Below are 22,628 nucleotides of genomic sequence, written 5' to 3'. Positions count from 1 at the left end.
CCCGCACCATGACCAGCCAGACCAAGACCGGCGGCATCAGCCGCCGGTCCTTCCTTGACCTCATGCTCGCCGCCGGCGCCATGACCGCCGTGACGGCCGGGGCGGGCCTCGTGCCCGGCCTGCGCACGGCGCTGGCCGCGGCGGGGGAGAGCTTCCACTTCCCGCAGGGCCTCGCCTCGGGCGACCCGATGCCGGACCGGGTGGTGCTGTGGACCCGTGTCGAGGCGAAGGACCCCGCCGCCGCGGCGCGGCCGGTGGACCTCACCCTGCATGTCTCGGAGACGCCGGACTTCGCCACGGTGGTGGTCGAGCGCACGGTCGCGGCGCGGCCGGAGCACGACCACACCGTCCGCGTCCTGGTGGACGGGCTGCGGCCGGACCGCGTCTATCATTACCGCTTCGTGGCCCCCGACGGGGCGGTGCCGGAGTTCACCGGCCGCACCCGGACGGCGCCGGCACCCGATGCGGACCGCACGGTGCGGCTGGCCTTCGTCTCCTGCCAGAATTTCGAGGACGGCTTCTACGGCGCCTACCGCACCCTGCTGAAGCAGGATGCGGCGGCCGGGGCGGACGGCATCGACTTCGTGCTGCATCTGGGCGACCAGATCTACGAGACGGTGGGCGGCGGCCATGCCCGCACCATCCCGCCGCTGCCCAGCGGCGGTGGCGAGACGAAGTGGGGGGCGGCCCGCAACGCCCTGACGCTGGAGGATTTCCGCTACCTCTACCGGACCTACCTGTCCGATCCGGACTACCGGGAGGCGCGGGCCCGCTTCCCCTTCATCTCGATCTGGGACGACCACGAGTTCGTCAACGACTACTGGCAGTCGGTCATCACCTACACGCCGGCCGGCAAGTCGGCGCCGACCACCAAGGCCGCAGCCAACCAGGCGTGGTTCGAGTACATCCCGGCTCTGCTCACCGGCACCGTCGGCGTGCCGGGTGTGGCGCCGGCCGCGAAGGACTTCCAGCCGGTCAGCGTCACCGACGTGGACGCCACCCATGCGCCGGTCGATGACGACAACCTGTTGCAGGAGCCGAACAACCTCGCCGCCATCGGCAGCCTGACCATCTACCGCAGCCTGCGCTTCGGCCGGCATGTGGAACTGGTGCTGACCGACACGCGCAGCTACCGCTCCGACCATGCCGTGCCGGACGAGCTGGGCATCGCCGTCAGCGGTCAGGCCACCTACATGCTGCCGCTGCCGCTGGTCGCGGTGATGGATGCCGGCCGCACGGCCAACGGGGGCAACCCGCCGGCCGTGCTGACGCTGGGCGACAAGCAGGTGCCGAACCCGCGCAAGGACAGCCCGGCCGGCACGCTGCTGGGCGGGCCGCAGAAGACGTGGCTGAAGGAGACCCTGGTCCGCAGCGACGCGACCTGGAAGCTGCTGGCGACCTCCGTGCCGTTCCTGCCGATGCGCGTGGACATGGCCCGGATCGACCCGAAGGCCCAGACCCTGGTGCTGACGGCGGACGCCTGGGACGGCTATCTGGCCGAGCGGCGGGAACTGATGGGCTTCCTGCGCAGCCGGGGCGTCGGCAACGTGGTCAGCCTCAGCGGCGATCATCACCAGAGCTTCGCCGGCCTGATCTATGACGACTACGAGGCGGCGGAGCCCGTGCCGGTGTCGATGGAGTTCAGCATCACCGGCGTCGCCAGCACCCCCGTGTTCCAGGCCTTCGCCGCCGCCGTGTCGAAGGACGAGAACCCGCTGAAGCCGCTGATCGTGGCGGACGGCGCCGTCTTCGGCCGTCCCGGCACGGTGGCGGAGATGCTGAACATGACGCTGCGCTACGGCACGCTTGCCTCCGTGACGGCCGTGAAGACGGGCGATCTGGCCCAGGGGCTGGCCGCGCGCAACCCGGCGCAGAACCCGCACCTGCGCTATGTGGACAGCAACTCCAACGGCTTCGGCCTTGTCACGGTGGACGCCAGGGGCACCCGCGTGGAGCTGGTGACCGTGGCACCCGCGCGCCGGTCCTACGGGCCGGACGGGGCGCCGGTGCTGCGCACCGCCCGCTTCGACATCGCCCCCTGGGGCGAGGGCGCGCCGGCGGTGCTGGACGAGCCGGCCATCGAGGGGGAGAAGCCGTTCCCGCTGGCCTGAGCCGGCGGGAACGTCCCTCCCGTCAGCGTCACTTCCTCGCCGGGCGCAGGGCCGCCAGCGCATCGGCGGGGAAGTCGGCGAACACCCCGTCCACCCCCGCCGCCGCAAACGCCGCGGCCTCCGCCCCGGCATCGCCCTTCAGGGCCGGGAAGCGCGGGTCGGAGCTGTCGCCCCGGCGCAGCTCCGCCGGCAGGAAGTAATTCTCGGACCGCAGGGTCCAGACATGCACGGCCAGCCCGGCCGCATGCGCCCGCCGCACCAGATCCGTGGCCGGCAGCGACCGCGCCTCGGCGTCCCGCGGGATCACCAGCACCTTCTCGGCCCCGATGCCGTCGGCGTAGCGGGCGATCTCCGTCAGGCCCGTCTCCGTCAGCAGGTCGGCATAGCTCCTGCTGTCGCCGGCCGCCGCCAGATCGGCCGGCGCGCCGTCGGCGGCGACAAGCTGGACCAGGGGCAGGTCCGTCATCCCCCGCAGTTCCTTCAGGTTCCCGACCTCGAAGGACTGGATGAAGACGGGGGCGGTGCGTCCCCGGTAGCCCGCGGCGTGCAGCGCCTCCACCAGCCGCGGCTCCAGCGCCAGCCCCAGGGCGCGGAAATGGCCCGGATGCTTGGTCTCGGGATAGAGACCGATGCGCCGCCCCGTCTCCGCCTCCTTGCGGCGGACCAGCGCGATCACCTCCGCCAGGGTCGGCACCGTCTCCTGCCCGTCGAAGGCGGTGTTGCCGGGGCGGAGCTGCGGCAGCCGTTCGCGCGCCCGCAGGGTCTTCAGCTCGGCCAGGGTGAAGTCCTCCGTGAACCAGCCGCTGACCTCCGCCCCGTCGATCCGCTTCGTCGTGCGACGCCCGGCGAACTCGGGTCGGTCGGCCACGTCGGTGGTGCCGGAGATTTCGTTCTCGTGGCGGGCGACCAGCACGCCGTCGCGCGTGGCGACGAGATCGGGCTCGATGAAGTCGGCCCCCTGGTCGATCGCCCGCTCATAGGCCATCAGCGTGTGCTCCGGCCGCTCCCCGCTGGCGCCCCGGTGGGCGATGACCAGGACGGGTCTGGCTGCCGTCTCCGCGTTCCCCGGCTCCGCCGCCCTGCCGTCCGTTCCCGGAACGGCGCTGCCCAGCGTCGCCGCCAGGGCCAGGACCGCCAGTCCTGCCCGTCGCACTCCCATCATCTCTCCTCCGGACCTCTCTCGGGCGAAAGGGGGCAGGATCGGGGCCTTCCGTTACAGATCCAATCGCGGAAGACCACACGGATGACGGGTGTGCGATTTCGGATTAACAAATTTATCCGAATGTGTAAGAATTAGAACAAATACAGTTATATTCCCAGGGAGGGGAGGCGTGGGCATGGCTGTCGACTGGGCCGATCCGGTCTTTGCGGAAAGCGTGGAGATCCTGGCGGACGCGATGGACGGGATCGGCGACCGTACCGCCGATGCGCGGCGCATCGCCTTCGCCCTGCGCGCGCGTCCGGAGGCGAAGACGATGGCGGCGGTGGAGGGGTCGTTCAACAGTCTGCCCGGGCGCGTGCGGCGGGAGATCGCCCGCCAGGGCCTGATGATCGCCAGGCTGCGCGCCGTCGCGGGTGCCCCCGAACCCGATCCCTACGGCAATCCCTGGGCGATGTCCCCGTTCCGCAGCACGCTGGACGCCGCCGGCTGATCCGCCGGAAGCCCCTCCGGTCCGTAGGGAATAGATCGTAGTCCGAACGGCTTCGCCGGCGAATGGTGCGACAGGGAAACGCACTTCCGGTTCCGTCGCCCGCCCTCACATCCTGCGCCACACCGCAGGAACCATGAGCGGACGAGGAAAGACCATGACGCCCGCGCAGCAGCACCGGCCCCCTGGCAACCGCCCCGGAGGAGGCAGGCCATGGAAGCGTTGACCCTGGCCCGCCTCCAGTTCGCGGCCAACATCACCTTCCACATCCTGTTCCCCACCATCACCATCGCGCTCGGCTGGCTGCTGCTGTTCTTCAAGCTGCGCTTCCGGGCCACGGGCGAGTCGCGCTGGATGGAGGCCTACGGCTTCTGGGTGAAGGTGTTCGCCCTCAGCTTCGCGCTCGGGGTCGTTTCCGGCATCACCATGAGCTTCCAGTTCGGCACCAACTGGCCCGGCTTCATGGAGACGGTCGGCAACATCGCCGGCCCGCTGCTGGCCTACGAGGTGCTGACCGCCTTCTTCCTGGAGGCGACCTTCGTCGCCATCATGCTGTTCGGTTTCCGCAGGGTGCCGGACTGGGTCCACACCGGGGCGACGCTGCTGGTGGCTGTCGGCACCACCCTGTCGGCGTTCTGGATTCTGGTGCTGAACAGCTGGATGCACACGCCGGCCGGCTTCGAGATGCGGGACGGCGTGGCGCATGCCACCGACTGGCTGGCGATCATCTTCAACCCGTCCATGCCCTACCGGCTCGTCCACATGCTGCTGGCCTCCGGCCTGACCGCGGCCTTCCTGGTGGCCGGCCTGTCCGCCTGGCGCTGGCGGCGGGGCGACCGCTCGCCCGGGGTGCTGGCGGCGCTGCGCACGGGCGTCGCCGTGGCGGCCGTGCTGATCCCCCTTCAGATCGTCGCCGGCGACCTGCACGGGCTGAACACGCTGGAGCATCAGCCGGCGAAGGTCGCGGCCATGGAGGGGAACTGGCAGACCCGCCCGAACGTGCCGCTGCTGCTGTTCGCCGTGCCCGACGAGGAGACGCGGACCAACCGCTTCGAGATCGCCGTGCCCGGCGGGGCGAGCCTGATCCTGAAGCACGACACGGCCGGGGTTGTGCCGGGCCTGGACGATTTCGTCGGCCAGCACCCGCCGGTGGCGCCCGTGTTCTACGGTTTCCGCATCATGGTCGGAGTCGGGCTGCTGATGCTGCTGGTCTCCTGGGCCGCGCTCTGGCAGCTCCGCGGCGGGCGGGAGCCGCGGCCCTGGCTGCTCCTGGCCCTGGTCGGGATGACCTTCTCCGGCTGGGTGGCGACGGTGGCCGGCTGGTACGTGACGGAGATCGGGCGCCAGCCCTGGCTCGTGTCGGGCCTGCTGCTGACGCGGGACGCGGCCGGCGCCGTCCCGGCGGCCTCCATCGGCATGACCCTGGCGATGTACCTGATCCTCTATGCCGGGCTGCTGGCGGCCTATGTCGCCGTTCTCTTCAGACTGGCGGCGAAAGCGGGCGGCGCCGTCGGACACCGCCCCGTGGCGGCACCGCTGCCCGTCCCTGCGGTCGGGTGAGGGACACCATGGAGATGATGGACTCCGGGCACTGGCTGCCCGTCGCCTTCACGGTCCTGATGGGGGTGGCCGTGCTCGCCTATGTCGTGCTGGACGGCTACGACCTCGGCGTCGGCATCCTGATGGCCGATGCCGACGACGCCCAGCGCGACCGCATGGTGGCCAGCATCGGCCCCTTCTGGGACGCCAACGAGACCTGGCTGGTCCTGGCCGTGGGACTGCTGCTGGTCGCCTTCCCGGTGGCGCATGGAATGATCCTGGGCGCGCTCTACCTGCCCGTGGCGGCGATGCTGCTGGGGCTGATCCTGCGCGGCGTCTCCTTCGAGTTCCGGGCCAAGACGGAGGGCGTGCAGCGCCGCTGGTGGAACCAGGCGTTCATCGCCGGGTCCCTGCTGGCGGCGCTGGCCCAGGGCTATATGCTGGGGCTCTACGTGCTGGGTCTGCCGCAGGGACCGGCCGCCATGGCGTTCGGCATGCTGACGGGGCTCTGCCTCGCGGCCGGCTACGCCTTCATCGGCGCTGCCTGGCTGATCCTGAAGACGGACGGTCCGCTGCAGGCGAAGGCCGTCGTCTGGGCGCGGCGGACGCTGGGGCTGGCCGCGCTGGGCATGGTCGCCGTGTCGGTCGCCACGCCGCTGGCCAGCGGACGGATCGCGGAGCGCTGGTTCGCGCTGCCCGAGCTGTTCCTGCTCGCCCCGGTGCCGCTGATGGCGGCGTTGCTGTTCGGCATCGTGGCCCTGGCCCTGCGCGGGCTGCCCCGCGCCGACGACCGCTGGTCATGGGTGCCGTTCGCCGGAGCCGTGGGCATCTTCGTGCTGGGCTTCCACGGGCTGGCCTATTCCTTCTTCCCCTATGTCGTGCCGGAGCGCCTCACCGTCTGGGAGGCGGCGAGCGCCCCGGAAAGCCTGATGATCATCCTCGTCGGGGCGGCGGTCGTGCTGCCGCTGATCGCCGCCTACACGCTGTTCGTCTACCGGGTGTTCCGCGGCAAGGCGACGGAACTGCGTTACGACTGACCGCCCGCCGCCCGGCCGGCGGCGGGGTGCGGGTGCTCCAGGAAGAAGCGCAGCATCTCGCGGGAGGCGTCGGGGCCGCGCGGGTCGGTGTAGCTGCCCTCGGCGCTGCCGCCGGCCCAGGCGTGTCCCGCCCCGTGGATGGTCCAGTGCTCCACCAGCACCCGGCCGTCACGGCCGGCGTGCAGCGCGCGCGTGAAGGAGCGGCCGCCCTGTGCCCGGCCGCGCTCCACCCGCGGCGTCCCGGTGACGACGGTGCCGGAGAACTGCGTCACCACCGCCTCGCCGTTCCTGGGGTTGACGGTGCTGTCCCGGTCGCCGTGAAAGACGATGGCCGGCACCGGCCGCCCGTGGCTGCCGTGGTGGACGGGGCGGCCGGGCGCCGCGCCCTGGCGCATCGCCGTGAAGGCGCCCGGCAGGTCGCGGGCGGCACCGCAGGCCAGCCCCGAATGCACGCCGACCGCGGCGAACAGCTCCGGATAGGCCAGCGCCAGGATGGCCGCCTTGGCCCCGCCGGCGGACAGCCCGGCGACGTAGACCCGCGCCGGGTCCGCGTCGTGGGCGCGCATGATCTCGCGCGTGATGCCGGCGATGATCGCGGGTTCCCCGCGGTCGCGGCCCTGGTCCTCCGGCCGGAACCAGTTCCAGCAGCCCGACGGGTTGGCGCCACTCGTCTGGGCCGGCCAGACCACGATGCAGCCATGCTGCTGTGCCAGCAGGTTCATCCGGGTTCCGGCGGCGAAGTCCTCGGGCGTCTGGGTGCAGCCGTGCAGCATCACGATCAGCGGCCGCGGCCGCTCCGGCGTCCCGGCGGGGACGAACAGCCGGTAATCGCGGGCGCCGGCGGCGTTGGCGAAGCGGTGCGCGGTCATGCGGCCGTCCCCCGGCTCCGGGGGCGGGCGTTCCGGTTCGGCCACCCGCACGGACTCGGCGGCCAGATCCAGGGTGGGCGGGTCCAGCACGCGGGCATCGGCCGGCGGTGGCGAGGGAGTGCGGTTTCCGGACTGCCGTCCCAGCAGGCGCTGGATCAGGGCGGTCGCCTCCGCCAGCCGGCCCGACCGGGTCAGCCGCGTCGCCTCGGACATGCCGGGCATCAGATCGTCGAGTTTCACGGGGGGAGGTCCTTTCACGGGGGGATCAGCGGATCCGGTCGGCCAGGGCTGCCTTCACGGCGGGGCTGGCATGCAGCGCGCCCAGGACGGAGACGGAGGCGATGGCGGCGCGCGCCAGCTCGGGCGTCACGTCGGTGGCGATGCTGGCAAGGCCCAGCACCTGGATGCGCAGGGGGCTGCCGGCATCGCGCGCCGCTTCCAGGTCCTGCCGGGTGTAGTGGCGCAGGCCCAGATCCACCGCCTTGCGCTTCACGGACTGGCGGACGGCCTCGCCGTGCCGTTCGATCTGATTCCGGATTGCCGTTCGGATGAAGTCGGTGCGGTTGGAATAGAACCCCTCCGCCACAAGCAGATCGATGTGGCCCAGATCCACGAACCCGAGGTTGATCGTGATCTTCTCGCTCTCCGCTGCCTTGGGCCGCAGCTCATGAACCGTTTCCACCATGGCGCTACCATCCATCCACCATCCACATGGATGGAAAGTGGACACGAACCGTAGGGTTTCCAAGGGGTGGGGGCGCGCGCAGATGCCTCATGTGCCCGGACTTTGATTTGCGTCAAATACGTCCGCCAAAGTTCACGTCAGCTTGGCGGAAACCCGAACGCCAGGAAGGTTCCCATGCGCGTCCTGCTTATCCATCCCAACTACCACTCTGGCGGCGCCGAGATCGCCGGCAACTGGCCGCCGGCATGGGCGGCGTACCTGGCCGGCGCCCTCAAGCAGGCGGGCTACACGGACTTCATCTTCGTCGATGCGATGACCAACAACCTCTCCGAGGATGAGGTGCGGGCCATCTTCGAGAAGGAGAAGCCCGATCTCGTCGGCGCGACGTCCATCACCCCGTCGATCTACAAGGCCGAGCGCCTGCTGCAGATCGCCAAGGAGGTGAACCCGAACATCGTCACCATCCTGGGCGGCATCCACGCCACCTTCATGTATCAGCAGGTGCTGAGCGAGGCCCCCTGGGTCGACGCCATCGCCCGCGGCGAGGGTGAGGCGATCCTGGTCAATCTCTGCCGCGCCATCGAGGACGGCACCTGGGCGACCGACCGCAAGTCGATCAAGGGCATCGCCTTCATCGAGGACGGCAAGATCGTCGCCACCCCGGCTGAACCGCCGATCGCGGATGTCGATACGATCAATCCCGACTGGTCGATCCTGGAGTGGGACAAGTACATCTACATCCCGATGGGCGTGCGCGTCGCCATCCCGAACATGGCCCGCGGCTGCCCCTTCACCTGCTCCTTCTGCTCGCAGTGGAAGTTCTGGCGTAACTACCGCGTCCGCGACCCCAAGAAGGTGGTCGATGAGATCGAGACGCTGGTGCGCGACCACAAGGTCGGTTTCTTCATCCTCGCGGACGAGGAGCCGACCATCCACCGCAAGAAGTTCATCCAGTTCTGCGAGGAGATGGAGCGGCGCAAGCTGCCGGTGCTGTGGGGCATCAACACCCGTGTGACCGACATCCTGCGCGACGAGGAACTGCTGCCGCTGTACCGCCGCGCCGGCCTCGTCCACGTCTCGCTCGGCACCGAGGCTGCGGCCCAGCTCAAGCTGGACCTGTTCAACAAGGAGACCACGATCGCCCAGAACAAGAAGGCGATCGAGCTTCTCCAGAAGAACGGCATCGTCGCCGAGGCGCAGTTCATCGTCGGCCTGGAGAACGAGACCGCCGAGACGCTGGAGCAGACCTACCAGATGGCGATGGACTGGGGTCCGGACATGGCCAACTGGGCCATGTACACGCCCTGGCCGTTCTCCGACCTGTTCCGCGATCTGGGCGACAAGGTCGAGATCTACGACTTCGAGAAGTACAATTTCGTCACGCCGATCATCAAGCCGGCCGCCATGGACCGCGCCGAGCTGCTCGACCGCGTGATGAACAACTACCGCCGCTTCTACATGCGCAAGAGCCTGTTCCATTATCCGTGGATCAGGGACAAGGTGAAGCGCAAGTACATGCTCGGCTGCCTCAAGGCGTTCCTCAAGAGCGGCTTCGAGCGCAAGTTCTACGATCTGGGCCGTGTCGATTACTGGGGTCCGCAGTCGAAGAAGAAGGTCGACTTCAAGTTCGACCGCAACCGTACCGCGGCGCTGCTGCCGCTGGCGGACGACTGGGAGGCCGCGGCCGACAAGGCGCGCAAGGCCCGGCTGAAGGCCGCCGAGAAGGAGAAGGCGAACCAGCAGCCGGTGGACGAGGTCGAGCTGGAGGATACCGCCGACATCGAGGCCAAGGGGATCGTCATCCCGATGGCCTGTGGCGGTGGCAAGGACCAGCTTCCCGACGAGGTCGAGGAGACGACCGAGGCCGGGAAGAAGCCGGCCGCGGTTCCCATGGCCTGCGGTGGCGGCAAGGAGCAGCTCGCCGAGACGGTGGGCGGCGACGACTGAGGACCCGCACCCGTGAGCGTTGACAGCGTCTCGCCCCTGCCTGCTCCGGTCGCGGACCGGGGCGGGCAGGGGCAGCCACCCGGCGGCTCCGGACACGGGGCCGACCAGGGTGGGACCGATCATGGCGTGGACATGGCCTTCCGCATCGGCCCGAACGCCATCATCCAGATGGAGGCGGTGCTGCGGGACCGTCTCGGTCCGGCCGAGACGGTGCGCCTGCTGACCGAGGCGGGCCTGTCCCGCTATCTCGACACCCCGCCCGGCCAGATGGTGGACGAGCGGGAGGTCAATGCCCTGCACCGGGTTCTGCGGGCCGAACTGGGCGTGGCCCAGGCGCGGCGCCTCTCGCATGAGGCGGGGCAGCGCACCGGCGATTACCTGCTGGCTCACCGCATTCCGAAGCCGGTGCAGGTGATCCTGAAGCTGCTGCCGGCCCCCTTGGCCAGCCGCGTCCTGCTCTCGGCCATCGGCAAGCATTCCTGGACCTTCTCCGGGTCCGGCACCTTCACCATCCGCTCGGCCAGCCCGGCCGTCGTCAGCATCGAGAACTGCCCCATCGCCCGCGGCGCGACGGGGACGGAGCCGGTCTGCGACTTCTACACCGGCACCTTCGAGCGGCTGTACCGCGTGCTCGTGCATCCCCGCGCCCAGGCCGAGGAGACGGAGTGCGAAGTGACAGGGGCCTCCCGCTGCACCTTCGAGGTGCGCTGGTAGGCGCTGTTCTTCCGAGCCGGTCCCGATGGAACGAAGCCCCCGACCGCCGGCCGGGGGCTTCCGCTTTTTCCGCCCCCCCCCAAGGTCTCCCAAGGCTCTTCCAAGCCTCTTCCAAGCCTCTCCCAGGGCGCAGCCTGTCGCGGTCATGCGCAACACCGGGGCAGAAGGTGTTGCGCAGGCTCCGCCCCCTATTCGGCGGCGGCGCGGACCGGCGGCAGCGTCTCACCCGTGCCGGGGACGGCCTCCGGCGCTGCGCGGCGGTCGGCGGCGATCAGCATGTAGACCGACGGCAGGATGAACAGCGTGAACAGCGCGCCGATGGCCATGCCGGCCACCAGCACGATGCCGATGCTGTTGCGCGCCGCGGCCCCCGGTCCCTCCACCAGCACCAGCGGGAAGTGGCCGACGACGGTCGCCGCGGTGGTCATCAGCACCGGCCGCAGCCGGGTCAGCGCCGCCTCGCGCACCGCCTCCAGCTTCGACCGGCCCTCCTCCTGGAGATGGTTGGCGAACTCCACGACCAGGATGCCGTTCTTGGCGATCAGCCCGACCAGGGTGATCAGGCCCACCTGGCTGTAGATGTTCACGGTGGTCAGGCTCAGGAACGGGAAGACCAGCGCGCTGGACAGGGCCAGCGGCACCGACCCCAGCAGGACCACCAGCGGATCGCGGAAACTGCCGAACTGCGCCGCCAGCACCAGATAGATCAGCAGCAGCGCGAAGCCCAAGGTGCCGATCAGGGTGTTGCCCTCCTGCCGGATCTGCCGGGACTCGCCGGCATGGTCCAGCACATAGTCGGCGGGCAGGATCTCGCGGGCCGCCTGCTCCAGCGCGCTCAGGGCCTGTTCCTTGGTGACGCCGGGCACCACACCGCCATAGACGCGGAAGCTGTCGGCCTGCTGGAACCGGGTCAGGGCGCGCGGGGCCGCCCCGGTCTCCAGCCGGGCGATGCTGGAGACCGGCACCGCCGCGCCCGACGGCGTGCGGATCTTCAGGTCCAGAAGCTGGTCGGCCGTGGCCTTGGCGTCGTTGCCGACCTGCGGCACCACCTTGTAGGCACGGCCGTCATAGTTGAAGCGGTTGACATAGTTGCCGGCCAGCAGCACGCCGAGCTGACGCCCGACCTCCGCCAGATCCATGCCCAGATCGGCGACGCGCTCCCGGTCCACCGCGATCTTCACCTGCGGCAGGTCGATGCGCAGGTCGGTGTCGGCGTACATGAACAGGCCGCTCCCGAACGCCGCGCCGACCAGGCGCTGGGAGAAGGCCGCCATCTCCTCCGGCGAGGCGATGCCCTTCACCACCAGCTCCACGTCGTAGTTGCCGGAGACGGGCAGGGCGGGGAACAGCACGGGGAAGGCCTGGATGCCGCTGATCTGCGACAGGGCCTCGAAGAACAGGGGTTGCAGCTCCTGGGCCGAGCGGTCGCGCTCGGTCCAGTCCTTCAGGACCACGCCGCCGAATCCGTTCGAGGGCAGCACCACCTGCCAGAGGAAATTGGTCTCCGGGAAGGTCTTCGCCGTATCGACCAGAGCGTCCATGTGGCCGCTGGTATAATCCAGCGTCGCATCCGGGGCAGAGGTGACCATGATGAAGATGTCGCCCTGGTCTTCGACCGGCGCCAGCTCCTTGCCGGAGAACAGGAACAGCGGCACCGACAGCAGGGCGACGAACAGGCCGAAGGCCAGCACCGGCGGCCGGTAGCGCAGCGTGCGGTCCAGGCCGCGGGCATAGGCGTCGCGCACGGCGTCGAAGATCGTGTTGACCCGGCGGGTGAACCAGCCTTCCCGGCCACCCTCCGCGGCGAAGCGGGCGCTCATCACCGGCGAGAGCGTGATGGCGACGACGCCGGACATCAGCACGGCGATGGCAAGGGTGAAGGCGAACTCCCGGAACAGCACGCCGGTCAGGCCGGACAGGAAGCCGATCGGGGCATAGACCGCGGCCAGCGTGATGGTCATGGCGACGATCGGCCCGAAGAGCTGGCGCGCGCTGGCCAGCGCCGCCTCGGTCCGCGACCGGCCCTCGCGCATGAAGCGGGAGACGTTCTCGACCACGACGATGGCGTCGTCCACCACCAGACCGACCGACAGCACGATCGCCAGCAGGGTCAGCAGGTTGAAGGAGAAGCCCAGCGCCAGCATCATGCCGGCGGCGCCGATCAGCGACACCGGGATGGCGACCAGCGGCACCAGGGCCGTGCGGACGGAACCCAGGAACAGGAAGACCACCAGCCCGACGATCAACACCGTCTCGGCCAGGGTCTTGCCGATCTCCGTGAGCGCCCGCTCCATGTAGATGGTGCCGTCATAGGCCATCTTGATCTCGACGCCCGGCGGCAGCGCCGCCCGGATCCGGTCCAGCTCGGCCCGTAGATCGTAGCCCAGGGTGATCTCGTTGGAGCCGGGCAGGGGCCAGACGGACAGGTAGACGGCCGGCACATGGTCCAGGCGGACATCCGCCGCCGGTTCCTCCGACGCCAGGGAGATGCGCGCGATGTCGGACAGGCGGATAATGGAATCCGCGCTCTCCCGCACGATGAGCTGCTCGAACTCCGCCTCGGTCTTGAGGTCCGTGTCGGTCAGCAGATCGACCTGCACGGCATTGCCCTTCGACTGGCCGATGGCGGCCAGGAAGTTGTTGCGCGTGAGCGCGGCCTGCACGTCGTCGGCGCTGATGCCGAAGGCGTCCATGCGCGCGGCGTCCAGCCAGATCCGCATGGCCTGCGGCCGTGCCCCTTCCAGCCCGACCTTCTGCACCCCGGGCAGCACCGTCAGCCGGGGCTGCACTTCGCGGTCCAGATATTCGGTCAGCCGGGGCAGGTCCAGCGTGGTCGCCGTGACCGCCACATAGAAGGCGGCATAGGAACGGTCCGCCCGGATCACCTCCACGGTCGGCGGTTCGGCCTCGTTCGGCAGCTCGTTGCGGATCTGGTCCAGCCGGTTGCCGATCTCCGCCAGGGCCACGGTGCTGCTGTGGTTCAGCCGCAGCCGCACCGTCACCGTGCTGACCCCGGCGACGCTGCTCGACTCGACATAATCGACGCCGGAGATGGAGGAGACGGCGCGTTCCACCGGCGTGGTGATGAAGCCCTTCACCACCTCCGCCGGGGCGCCGACATAGACCGTCGTCACGACGACGGAGGCGCTCTCGATCTGCGGGAACTGCTGCACCGGCAGCTCCTGCGCCGCGCGCAGCCCGATCAGCAGGATCAGCAGGTTGACGACGATGGCGACGACCGGCCGGCGGACGAACAGTTCGACGAAACGCATGGCGGCCCCCTCAGTGCGCCGGAGCGCCTGCGGCGTCGGTCGCCGCCTCACCGCCCGGTGCCGGGCGGGTGTAGAGGCCGTTGACCGTCACGAGCATCCCCTCGCGCAGCTTGAAGGACCCGTCCGCCGCGACCGTCTCCCCCGCCTCCAGCCCGGACAGCACCGCCACCTCCGCGCCGCGCACCGGACCCAGCCGGACGAAGCGCTGGCGGGCGCGGGTCTGGCCGTCCTCCTGGGCCAGCACGAAGACATGGTCGCCATGCGGCGCCCGCCGCACCGCCGTCAGCGGCACGAACAGGGCGGGGCGGGGGGCGCCCGTCTCCGCCACGACATCCACGAAGGCGCCGGGTGTCAGGGCGTCGCCCAGGCCGGGGACCACCGCCCGCAGCCGCAGCGAGCGGGCGCCGTCGTCCACCGCCGCGTCCCGCGCCACGATGCGCGCCACCGCGGTGCCGCCGGGAAGCTGGGCGCCGGACAGGGCGACCGTGCCGCTCCCGGCCAGCAGCGGGGCGATGTCCTGCGGGAAGGCGAAATCCACGAAGGCGTCGTCGGACACGCCTTGCAGGCCGGTGATCAGGGTGCCTTCCGACAGGTACGCGCCGGGGTGCAGGTCGCGCAGGCCGACCCGCGCCCTGAACGGGGCGCGCAGGGTCTTCTTGGCGATCTGCACCTCCATCCCCTGCATCCGGGCCCGCAGCGCGGCAAGCTGCGAGCGGGCCTGGTCCAGCGTCGCCTCCGCCGTGGCCTGCGTCTTCACCAGCCGCTGCTGGCGTTCCAGGGTCAGTCGGGCAAGGTCCGCTTCCGCCTTCAGGGCTGCCAGATCCGCTTCCTCCTGCGCCGTGTCGAAGCGGACCAGTACCTGTCCCTCTTCGACCACGTCGCCGGAATCGAAGGCCACGTCGATGACCCGCCCGGCCAGTTCGTTGCGCAGTTCGACATGGCGCAGCGCGATGACCGTGCCCACGGTCCGGGCGCTGGTCGTGAAGGTTCCGGGTTCCGCCCGGGCCCCCTGGACCGTTTCCCGCTGTTCGGGATAGGACTCGGCCGCGGCGATGGCCCTGGTGATCTCGATGGTCTTGTAGCCGCCCAGCCCGGCGAGGATCGCCAGCATGGCAAGGACGGCGATGACCCATGATCTGATGCGCATGACCCGACCCTGTCGAAGGCCCCGCAGTCGGGGCGGACCTGATGGCTGAAGACGACGAACCCGGCAGAGGCCATGGGGCGGCCCGCCGGGCTGATGACGAAGGTATGGATCGGGGCGGACGATCGGCGGAAGTGGATTCCGCCTTGGCGCGGCCGGCCGCGGTCATTACCATGCAGACAGTATGTATGGATACGCACATACACGCTGTATGTCAATCATGGCCGCGGGCGGCGGCGGGACGGGAAGGGACGATGGCAGGACGGACTGCGCCGGCACGGCGGGGCGGCAGCAAGGCGGAACAGTCGGCAACGACGCGGGCAGCGCTCCTGGCCGAGGCGCAACGGCACTTCGCGGTCAAGGGGTTCGCCGCCACCACCGCAGAGGACATCCTCCAGCCGCTCGGCCTGACCCGGGGGGCGCTCTATCACCAGTTCTCAGGCATGCGGGATCTCTTCCGCACCGTCTGCCGGGACATGATGGACAGTTGCGGGAACGAGGTCCTCTCGGAGACGGGGGCCGCGACAGGAGACCCGGTGGAGCAGCTCCGGGCCGGGTGCATTGCCTTCCTGCGGCGCGCGGCGGAACCCGACTTCGCCCGCATCGTGCTGACAGACGGTCCTGCCGTCCTTGGCTGGGAGGCGATGGCCGAACTGGACCAGGGCACCTGGTATCCGCGCTTCATGGAGACGGTGCGTGGCGCCATCGCGGCCGGGGCCAGCCTGCCGGCCGACACGGACGCCGCGATCCGGATCGTGGACGGCGCCGTCGGGAAGCTGGCGGAGTGGGTGGCGACGGCGACCGACGACCGGGAGGAGGTGCTCCGCCGCGCCATCGCGGCGGTCGAGGCCCTGATCCGCGATCCGGCCTGAACGGCCGGTGCCCGGCGCGGAACGCCCCGCCCGGCAGGGCGGGGCGTCGCGTGGTCGGAATCCGTTCAGAAGCGCGTCAGCACGTTCAGCCCGATGGTGCGCGGCTTGATGACCTGATAGCCGACGCGGGCGCGGAAGCCGCGTTCGCGGTCCAGCGACAGGCGCGCATTCTCGTCGAACAGGTTGTTGACATAGCCCGCGATCTCCCAGGTGTCGCGGCGGACGCCCAGGCGCAGGTTGACGATGTCGTAGGCCGGCAGCTTCGGGTCGAAGCTGAAGCTGGTCGCCGGCTGGCCGCCGATCGGGATGCGGGTGACGGTGCCGACCGCGGCCGGGTCCTGGTCCACCGCCTGGGTGTAGCGCGAGCCGACATGCTGGTAGGTGGCCGTGACGAAGCCCAGCAGGTCGTCCGCGATCTCCTGTTCATAGTTGGCGCTGGCGTTGAACTGGAAGCGCGGCACGGTGGGCAGGCGGTTGCCGTCCTTGATGCCGCCGACGACCGTGGCGGCTCCCCCGGCCCCGACCGAGGACACGGTCTCCGTGAACTCGCTGTCCGTGTAGCTGGTGGAGACGGCCAGCAACAGCGCCTCGGTCACCTGGAAGCTCAGCTCGGCCTCGCCGCCCATGGTCCGGGCGTCGGCGTTGAAGACGATGCGGGAGGAGCAGGTGCCGGCGTCCAGCGTGACCTGGAGATTGCTGATGTCGGCATAGAAGCCGGCCAGATTGAGCTGACCGCGCCCCTCGGCAAAGCCGAGCTTGGCCCCGACCTCGTAGTTCCAGACGGTTTCGTTGTCGAAACTGGAGCGGCCGCCGAAGGTGACCAGATCCTGCGCCGAGCAGAGCGGGGCGTTCAGCGGGTCGTTGATGCCGCCCAGCCGGAAGCCCTTCGAGACCTGGGCGTTCAGCGTCAGATCGGGAGTCGCCGCGTAGCTGACGATCACCCGCGGGGAGAAGCCGTCGCTGCTGGTCTTGCCCGCCTGCCCGATGCTCTGGTCGGCGAACAGACCGTCGAAGTTCAGGACCCGCTCCTCCTCGAAGTCGAACCAGCGCACGCCGGCCGTGACGCTGAGCTGGTCCGTGAGGTCGTAGCTGCCCTCCCCGAACAGGGCGAGCTGCTTGAAGTCGTAAGGGATCAGCGAATAGTAGAGCACGTCGCGCGGCGCCAGCGGCCCGGCCGTGGGAATGCCGGTCAGGGCCTCGAAGCCCGGCACGTCCAGGCGCTGGGCATAGGTGCGCTCGATATCCGAATAGAAGGCGCCCAGCACCCACTGGAACGGTCCGTCGCCGTTCGATGCGACCCGCGCCTCCTGGGTGAAGACTTCCAGGTCGGTGGTGTCGTTCAGCGGCGTGGCGATGGAATAGACCGACCGCGGCAGCCCGCCCGGGGCAAAGGACCCCGGCTGCCCGGTGATCGACCCGGTGAGCGGTGAGGCGTCGCGCACCACCAGCAGGTCGCGGTCGGTGTAGGTGGTGATCGAGGTCAGGGTGACCGCGTCCAGTTCCCACTCCAGCGTCAGGTCGGCCAGCAGGAAATCGTCCTCGAACTGCTCCTCAAGCTGGGTGAACTGCTGGCGCTCGTCGAAGCGGTAGAGCCGTTGCGGATCGGTCGTCGGCGTCAGGTCGTTGGCGAGGATGTTGAAGACATCCTCGCGGTTGAAGCCGTTCGTCTCGATCTTCTGGTAGATGACGCGCGGGACGACGCTCAGCCCTTCGGTCGGCTCGACCAGGGCCGACAGGCGGAAGCCCTTGCGGGTGCCGTCATTGACGTTCTTGTCGATGCTGCCGTCGGGACGGACCGCATCGACGAAGCCGGCATAGTCGGTGTAGTAGCCGACGGCGCGGAACGCCGCCTTCTCGGCCAGCGGGACGTTCACCGCGCCGCGTGCCGACCAGCCGGTACCGCCGTCCTTCAGCGTTTCGATTCCGGCCTCCGCCGTACCCTCCACCTGCTCCGTCGTCGGACGGTTGGTGATGTAGCGGATGGTGCCGGAGAGCGAGCCCGAACCGTACAGCGTGCCCTGCGGCCCGCGCAGCACCTCCACCCGGTTCAGGTCGAACAGGTCGAGGTCCGGCGTGAAGAGGGACAGCGAGATGACCGATTCATCGAGATAGACGCCGACCTGCTCCTTCACGCCGGGCTGGTCGCGCACGATCTGCCCGGCGGAGATGCCGCGCACGGCCACCTGGCTCTGGCCCGGCCCCAGATTCTCGATGGTCAGGCCGACGACGTTGCGCGACACGTCCTCCAGAGTCTCGGCGCCGCGGGCACGGAGCTGCGCCTGACCCAGGGCATTGATGGAAAACGGCACGTCCTGAAGGGTCTCCTCACGCTTGCGCGCGGTGACCAGGATTTCCTCGATGAAGCCGCCCTGCGGCGGCGGGCTGCCGCCGGGCGGTGCCGACTGCGCCAGTGCCGGAGGTGCGCCGGCCATCAGGGCCAGGACCGCCGTTCCGCGGACAAGGCGTCCGCGGGTGGTGACCATAGGCATGAATGCTCCCCCTGTCTTCTTCGTTGCGCGACTCCTGCGGGACGGCGGCACTCCGGCGGCACCGTCCGCAAGGCCCTGCCGGGAGCATCGACCGTCCGCGCCCGTTGCTGGAGGGGGGCGGAAGATGTACTCCCGGTGGCAACAATCCTAGGGCGAGTCGATCCGGGCGCGCAACGGGTACAGGAAGGCGCCCGAATTACCCAGGGTCGAAGCCCCTGGGCATTCCGGCAATCCAGGGCATGTCAGTCGTCGGGATGGATGCCCCGCTCCGCCCGCCAGGTCTGGAGATCGGTTTCCGCCTCGGCGGAGGCGCGGTCGAGCAGGTCCCGCAGGTCGCGCAGAAGGGCGCCGGCCTGTTCCCGCATGGCGGTGTCGCTCAGCAGGGCGGCCGTCTGTTGGGCCAGCGCTGCGGCCGTCAGTTCGGCCTCGACCAGTCCGGCCAGCCTGTCCCGCATCGCCTCGTACCGCGCGGCGGCATTCTCCGTCATGGCGTCCCCCCGTTTCCCGGCATCATCCGGGAGCAACGGTCCGGGGCGGCCGGTTGTTGCGGCGCGGTCTTGACGATGGCGCCGGCGCCCCATCTTAACCTTACGGAACCCTGTGCCGCTGGACCTCGGCTGTCCGGACGGGGCCAGGGACACGGGACCGGGATCGGAATCCATGAAGCTGTCGCTTCCCTTTCTTGTCGTGCTGGTGGCCAGCCTGTTCGGGCTGGGGGTCTGGCTACACACCCCCGACAGGCCGCGCGACGAGCTTGAGGCGCTCTATCTGCGCTCTCCGGCGGACTACGTGCAGGCGGCGGGGATGCGCCTGCATGTGCGCGACGACGGCCCGCGCGACGCGCCGGCGGTGGTCATGCTGCACGGGTTCGGGGCCAGCCTTCACACCTGGGAGGGGTGGGCACAGGGGCTCGCCGGTCCGTTCCGCGTCGTCCGCTTCGACCTGCCCGGCTTCGCCCTGACCGGACCGGACCCGACGGGCGACTACGGCGACGAGCGCGCCATGGTGGTGCTGGAGGCGCTGCTGGACCGGCTCGGCATCGCCCGGGCCAGCCTCATCGGCAACTCCATCGGCGGCCGTATCGCCTGGAAGTTCGCGGCCCTGCATCCCGACCGGGTGGAGAAGCTGGTGCTCGTCTCGCCCGACGGCTTCGCCAGCCCCGGCTTCGAGTACGGCCGGAAGGCGGAGGTGCCGGGCATCCTCAATCTGATGCGCTTCATCCTGCCCACCGCCGCGGTGCGGGCCAACCTGCAACCGGCCTACGGCGACCCGGCCGTGCTGACGGACCAGCTCACCACCCGTTACCGTGACCTGATGCTGGCTCCTGGCGTGCGCGATGCCATGTTCGCCCGGCTGGAGCAGGTGATGCTGGAGCCGCCCGAGCCGCTGCTGCGCCGCATCCAGGCGCCCACCCTGCTGCTGTGGGGGGAGAAGGACGCCATGATCCCCGTCTCGAACGCCGCGGACTATGCCCGCGCGCTGCACGACAGCCGGACGGTGACCTTCCCCGATCTCGGCCATGTCCCGCAGGAGGAGGCGCCGGCGCGGTCGCTGGAACCCGTGCGCAAGTTCCTTGCCGAAGGATACCCCGGACTGGATGGTTAACGAATAGCGCTCCCTGCCCCAGAATTCGCTTGGTTACCCGCCGGACTCTACTAAAGTGCTGCTGCCGGTCCGCGTGGGCCGGCCAGGGAACGTGGCTGGTGGGAGCGTGCGCATGCGTGGTTGGTCTGCCTGGGTATCCGTCGCGGTCGGGTCCGGTTTCCTGCTGCTGGCCGCCGCGTCGGCAAGTGCCGATGCCATCCAGCAGACCAAGGGCGACTGGGAGGACAAGTTCCGCCAGCTTGAGGTGGACCTGCCGACCCCGAACACCTACCGCACCGCATCGGGCGCGCCGGGACACCAGTACTGGCAGCAGCGCGCGGACTACCGCATCGACGTGAAGCTGGACGCTGCGGGCAAGCGCCTCACGGCCAGCGAGACGGTGCGCTACACCAACAACTCCCCCGACACGCTGTCCTATCTCTGGGTCCAGCTCGACCAGAACATCTACAAGGACGACAGCATCGCCCGGATGACCGAGACGGTGCAGACCGGCGGGGCCCGCCGGCCGGCCACGGGCGGCGGCGACAACGGTGACCGCCTGACCTACAACGGCCTCGCCCGCGAACAGATCTTCAAGGACATCGAATTCGGGGTGGAGATCCGGGCCGTCACGGACGAGGCCGGCCACCCGCTGCCCTATCGCGTCGTCGATACGATGATGCGGATCGACCTGCCGCAGCCGCTCTCCCCCGGCAAGGCCACGACCTTCCGGATCGACTGGGCCTACAACATCGTGGACGAGGAGCGCGTCGGCGGCCGCAGCGGCTACGAGCACTTCAAGGACACCGATACGGACCTGTTCTTCCTGGCCCAGTGGTTCCCGCGCATGGCGGCCTACACCGACTATGCGGGCTGGCAGCACAAGGCGTTCCTCGGCCGCGGCGAGTTCACGCTGGAATTCGGCGACTACGATGTCTCCATCACCGTGCCGGCCGACCACATCGTCGCCGCCACGGGCGAGTTGCAGAACCCGTCCGACGTGCTGACGCCGGAGCAGCGCCGCCGCCTGGAACAGGCCCGCACCGCTACCAGCCCCGTCTTCATCGTCACCCCGGACGAGGCGAAGGAGAACGAGAAGGCGACGGAGACGGCGACCCGCACCTGGGTCTTCCGGGCGAAGAACGTGCGCGACTTCGCCTGGTCCAGCTCCAACAAGTTCATCTGGGATGCCATGGGGTTCCGCCAGGACAGCCCGCAGCAGCCCCAGGTGCTGGCCATGTCGTTCTACCCGAACGAGGCCGAGCCGCTCTGGTCCAAGTACTCGACCCAGGCGGTCGTCCATACGATGGAGGTCTATTCCAAGTTCTCCTTCCCCTATCCCTACCCGACGGCGCAGTCGGTCAACACCTGGGACCGGGGCGGGATGGAATACCCGATGATCACCTTCAACGGCTCGCGGCCGGTGAAGGACAAGAAGACGGGCAAGGTCACCTATTCCTCGCAGGCCAAGTACGGCCTGATCGGTGTCGTCATCCATGAGATCGGGCACATCTACTTCCCGATGACCGTGAATTCCGACGAACGTCAGTGGAGCTGGATGGACGAGGGGCTGAACACCTTCCTCCAGAATGTCGCCCATCTGGAGTGGGAGGAGAATTTCGGCGGCCAGGACCGCAACCCGAACCTGCCCGACACGATCACGGCCTACATGGTGAGCGAGAACCAGGTGCCGGTCATGACGCAGTCGGACAGCATCCTGCAGTTCGGCCCGAACGCCTACACCAAGCCGGCGACGGCGCTGACCATCCTGCGCGAGACGGTGCTGGGCCGCGACCTGTTCGACCACGCCTTCCGCGAATACGCCACGCGCTGGAAGTTCAAGCGGCCGACCCCGGCCGACTTCTTCCGCACCATGGAGGATGCGTCGGGCGTGGATCTCGACTGGTTCTGGCGCGGCTGGTTCTACACGACCGACCATGTGGACATGGCCATCGACGGCGTCCGCGAATACACCATCTCCACCCGCAATCCCGAGGTGGAGAAGCCGCTGGCCCGGACCGAGCAGCGGCAGGAGCGGGTCGAGCCGCTGATGCAGATCCATAACCGCGAGGACGGGCTGAAGACCCGGGTGGAGCGCATTCCCGACCTCAAGGACTTCTACAACGAGAACGACCAGCATACGGTCACGAACAAGGACCGCAACGACTACGCCGATCTGATCAAAGGCCTGGAGGACTGGGAGCGGGCGGCGCTGGAGCGGGCGCAGAAGGACGGCGATTTCATCTACTTCGCCGACTTCACCAACAAGGGCGGCCTCGTCATGCCGCTGCCCCTCAAGCTTACCTTCGCGGACGGCTCCAGCGAGTTCGTGATGATCCCGGTGGAGATCTGGCGCTACAACCCCAAGCGCGTCACCAAGATGCTGATCCGTCCGAAGCGCCTCGTCTCCATCGAGCTGGACCCGCGGCACGAGATCGCCGACGCCGACCGCAGCGACAACAGCTTCCCGCGCCGGATCGAGGCGTCGCGCCTGGAACTGTTCAAGGACAGGGAGTCCACGCGCAACCTGATGTCGGACATGCTGGTCGAGCTGAAGTCCGAGCGGACGGGCGACACCAAGGGCGAGGCGGACGAGGGGAAGGCCGGCGAGGGCAAGGCCGGGGAAGGCAAGACCGTGCCGCTCGGCCCGGCGCCGAAGGACGCGCCGCGGGACGGCAAGCCGGCTCCGGCCGCGGCGCCGGCCCCGTCGAAGTGA

16 protein-coding genes are annotated in these 22,628 nt (G+C 69.5%); 9 read left to right on the top strand and 7 right to left on the bottom strand.

Annotated features, from left to right (window positions below; translation table 11 throughout):
• The first annotated feature begins 8 nt into the window (after nt 1–8).
• Complete coding sequence (locus RC1_RS01360) at nt 9–2,111, top strand: alkaline phosphatase D family protein (RefSeq protein ID WP_012565530.1); 2,103 nt, start codon at nt 9–11, stop codon at nt 2,109–2,111.
• A gap of 28 nt (nt 2,112–2,139) precedes the next feature.
• On the opposite strand, the gene RC1_RS01355 is transcribed toward RC1_RS01360, so the two are convergent.
• Nucleotides 2,140–3,273, bottom strand: a complete 1,134-nt coding sequence (locus RC1_RS01355; RefSeq protein ID WP_012565529.1) for a glycerophosphodiester phosphodiesterase — start codon at nt 3,271–3,273, stop codon at nt 2,140–2,142.
• Between the two features lie 175 nt (nt 3,274–3,448).
• Between RC1_RS01355 and RC1_RS01350 the strand changes: the two genes are divergently transcribed.
• The 3 genes from RC1_RS01350 (at nt 3,449) to RC1_RS01340 (ending at nt 6,336) form a co-directional block, all read left to right on the top strand.
• A complete protein-coding gene (locus RC1_RS01350; protein WP_041785058.1) occupies nt 3,449–3,763 on the top strand; it encodes a hypothetical protein in 315 nt (104 codons plus the stop codon).
• 210 nt (nt 3,764–3,973) lie between these two features.
• Nucleotides 3,974–5,320, top strand: a complete 1,347-nt coding sequence (locus RC1_RS01345) for a cytochrome ubiquinol oxidase subunit I (RefSeq protein WP_012565527.1) — start codon at nt 3,974–3,976, stop codon at nt 5,318–5,320.
• An 8-nt stretch (nt 5,321–5,328) separates the two neighbouring features.
• Nucleotides 5,329–6,336 carry a cytochrome d ubiquinol oxidase subunit II gene (locus RC1_RS01340; RefSeq protein WP_012565526.1) on the top strand — a complete coding sequence of 336 codons (1,008 nt, stop codon included), beginning with the start codon at nt 5,329–5,331 and terminating at the stop codon, nt 6,334–6,336.
• Here the strand turns inward: RC1_RS01340 and RC1_RS01335 are convergent.
• On the bottom strand, nt 6,327–7,445 hold the full coding sequence (locus tag RC1_RS01335) for an extracellular catalytic domain type 1 short-chain-length polyhydroxyalkanoate depolymerase (RefSeq protein ID WP_012565525.1): 1,119 nt from the start codon (nt 7,443–7,445) through the stop codon (nt 6,327–6,329). The genes RC1_RS01340 and RC1_RS01335 overlap by 10 nt on opposite strands.
• 25 nt (nt 7,446–7,470) lie before the next feature.
• The gene (locus RC1_RS01330; protein ID WP_234703816.1) at nt 7,471–7,905 is read right to left on the bottom strand and encodes a CopG family transcriptional regulator; all 435 of its coding nucleotides are present in this window, start codon (nt 7,903–7,905) and stop codon (nt 7,471–7,473) included.
• Between the two features lie 159 nt (nt 7,906–8,064).
• Here RC1_RS01330 and bchE point away from each other — a divergent pair, with 159 nt between their 5' ends.
• Together bchE and bchJ are read left to right on the top strand one after the other, a co-directional pair.
• Nucleotides 8,065–9,837 carry a magnesium-protoporphyrin IX monomethyl ester anaerobic oxidative cyclase gene (gene bchE, locus RC1_RS01325; protein ID WP_012565523.1) on the top strand — a complete coding sequence of 591 codons (1,773 nt, stop codon included), beginning with the start codon at nt 8,065–8,067 and terminating at the stop codon, nt 9,835–9,837.
• Nucleotides 9,838–9,849: 12 nt separating this feature from the next.
• On the top strand, nt 9,850–10,551 hold the full coding sequence (bchJ, locus tag RC1_RS01320; protein ID WP_012565522.1) for a bacteriochlorophyll 4-vinyl reductase: 702 nt from the start codon (nt 9,850–9,852) through the stop codon (nt 10,549–10,551).
• 188 nt (nt 10,552–10,739) lie between these two features.
• On the opposite strand, the gene RC1_RS01315 is transcribed toward bchJ, so the two are convergent.
• Nucleotides 10,740–13,823 (bottom strand): efflux RND transporter permease subunit, encoded by a 3,084-nt coding sequence (locus RC1_RS01315; protein ID WP_012565521.1) that lies wholly within the window; start codon nt 13,821–13,823, stop codon nt 10,740–10,742.
• A gap of 10 nt (nt 13,824–13,833) precedes the next feature.
• Entirely contained in the window at nt 13,834–14,970 is a 1,137-nt protein-coding gene (locus RC1_RS01310) for an efflux RND transporter periplasmic adaptor subunit (protein WP_012565520.1), read from the bottom strand.
• Between the two features lie 251 nt (nt 14,971–15,221).
• Here RC1_RS01310 and RC1_RS19775 point away from each other — a divergent pair, with 251 nt between their 5' ends.
• A complete protein-coding gene (locus RC1_RS19775) occupies nt 15,222–15,839 on the top strand; it encodes a TetR/AcrR family transcriptional regulator (protein ID WP_012565519.1) in 618 nt (205 codons plus the stop codon).
• Between the two features lie 65 nt (nt 15,840–15,904).
• Here the strand turns inward: RC1_RS19775 and RC1_RS01300 are convergent, their stop codons facing one another.
• Together RC1_RS01300 and RC1_RS01295 are read right to left on the bottom strand one after the other, a co-directional pair.
• Complete coding sequence (locus RC1_RS01300; RefSeq protein WP_049766619.1) at nt 15,905–18,328, bottom strand: TonB-dependent receptor; 2,424 nt, start codon at nt 18,326–18,328, stop codon at nt 15,905–15,907.
• A 242-nt stretch (nt 18,329–18,570) separates the two neighbouring features.
• Nucleotides 18,571–18,816 (bottom strand): hypothetical protein, encoded by a 246-nt coding sequence (locus RC1_RS01295; RefSeq protein WP_012565517.1) that lies wholly within the window; start codon nt 18,814–18,816, stop codon nt 18,571–18,573.
• Nucleotides 18,817–18,988: 172 nt separating this feature from the next.
• Here RC1_RS01295 and RC1_RS01290 point away from each other — a divergent pair, with 172 nt between their 5' ends.
• The gene (locus RC1_RS01290; protein WP_012565516.1) at nt 18,989–19,933 is read left to right on the top strand and encodes an alpha/beta fold hydrolase; all 945 of its coding nucleotides are present in this window, start codon (nt 18,989–18,991) and stop codon (nt 19,931–19,933) included.
• 112 nt (nt 19,934–20,045) lie between these two features.
• Complete coding sequence (locus RC1_RS01285) at nt 20,046–22,628, top strand: M1 family metallopeptidase (RefSeq protein ID WP_012565515.1); 2,583 nt, start codon at nt 20,046–20,048, stop codon at nt 22,626–22,628.

Source organism: Rhodospirillum centenum SW (assembly GCF_000016185.1).
GTDB classification, from domain to species: Bacteria; Pseudomonadota; Alphaproteobacteria; order Azospirillales; family Azospirillaceae; genus Rhodocista; species Rhodocista centena.
This window is presented reverse-complemented; position numbering and strand designations above follow the sequence as displayed.

Excerpts from the sequence above, each read along its gene's own strand:
- RC1_RS01360 (WP_012565530.1), top strand. The coding sequence starts at position 9 with ATGACCAGCCAGACCAAGACCGGCGGCATCAGCCGCCGGTCCTTCCTT.
- RC1_RS01355 (WP_012565529.1), bottom strand. The coding sequence starts at position 3,273 with ATGATGGGAGTGCGACGGGCAGGACTGGCGGTCCTGGCCCTGGCGGCG.
- RC1_RS01350 (WP_041785058.1), top strand. The coding sequence starts at position 3,449 with ATGGCTGTCGACTGGGCCGATCCGGTCTTTGCGGAAAGCGTGGAGATC.
- RC1_RS01345 (WP_012565527.1), top strand. The coding sequence starts at position 3,974 with ATGGAAGCGTTGACCCTGGCCCGCCTCCAGTTCGCGGCCAACATCACC.
- RC1_RS01340 (WP_012565526.1), top strand. The coding sequence starts at position 5,329 with ATGGAGATGATGGACTCCGGGCACTGGCTGCCCGTCGCCTTCACGGTC.
- RC1_RS01330 (WP_234703816.1), bottom strand. The coding sequence starts at position 7,905 with ATGGATGGTAGCGCCATGGTGGAAACGGTTCATGAGCTGCGGCCCAAG.
- bchE (WP_012565523.1), top strand. The coding sequence starts at position 8,065 with ATGCGCGTCCTGCTTATCCATCCCAACTACCACTCTGGCGGCGCCGAG.
- RC1_RS01315 (WP_012565521.1), bottom strand. The coding sequence starts at position 13,823 with ATGCGTTTCGTCGAACTGTTCGTCCGCCGGCCGGTCGTCGCCATCGTC.
- RC1_RS01310 (WP_012565520.1), bottom strand. The coding sequence starts at position 14,970 with ATGCGCATCAGATCATGGGTCATCGCCGTCCTTGCCATGCTGGCGATC.
- RC1_RS19775 (WP_012565519.1), top strand. The coding sequence starts at position 15,222 with ATGGCAGGACGGACTGCGCCGGCACGGCGGGGCGGCAGCAAGGCGGAA.
- RC1_RS01300 (WP_049766619.1), bottom strand. The coding sequence starts at position 18,328 with ATGCCTATGGTCACCACCCGCGGACGCCTTGTCCGCGGAACGGCGGTC.
- RC1_RS01295 (WP_012565517.1), bottom strand. The coding sequence starts at position 18,816 with ATGACGGAGAATGCCGCCGCGCGGTACGAGGCGATGCGGGACAGGCTG.
- RC1_RS01290 (WP_012565516.1), top strand. The coding sequence starts at position 18,989 with ATGAAGCTGTCGCTTCCCTTTCTTGTCGTGCTGGTGGCCAGCCTGTTC.
- RC1_RS01285 (WP_012565515.1), top strand. The coding sequence starts at position 20,046 with ATGCGTGGTTGGTCTGCCTGGGTATCCGTCGCGGTCGGGTCCGGTTTC.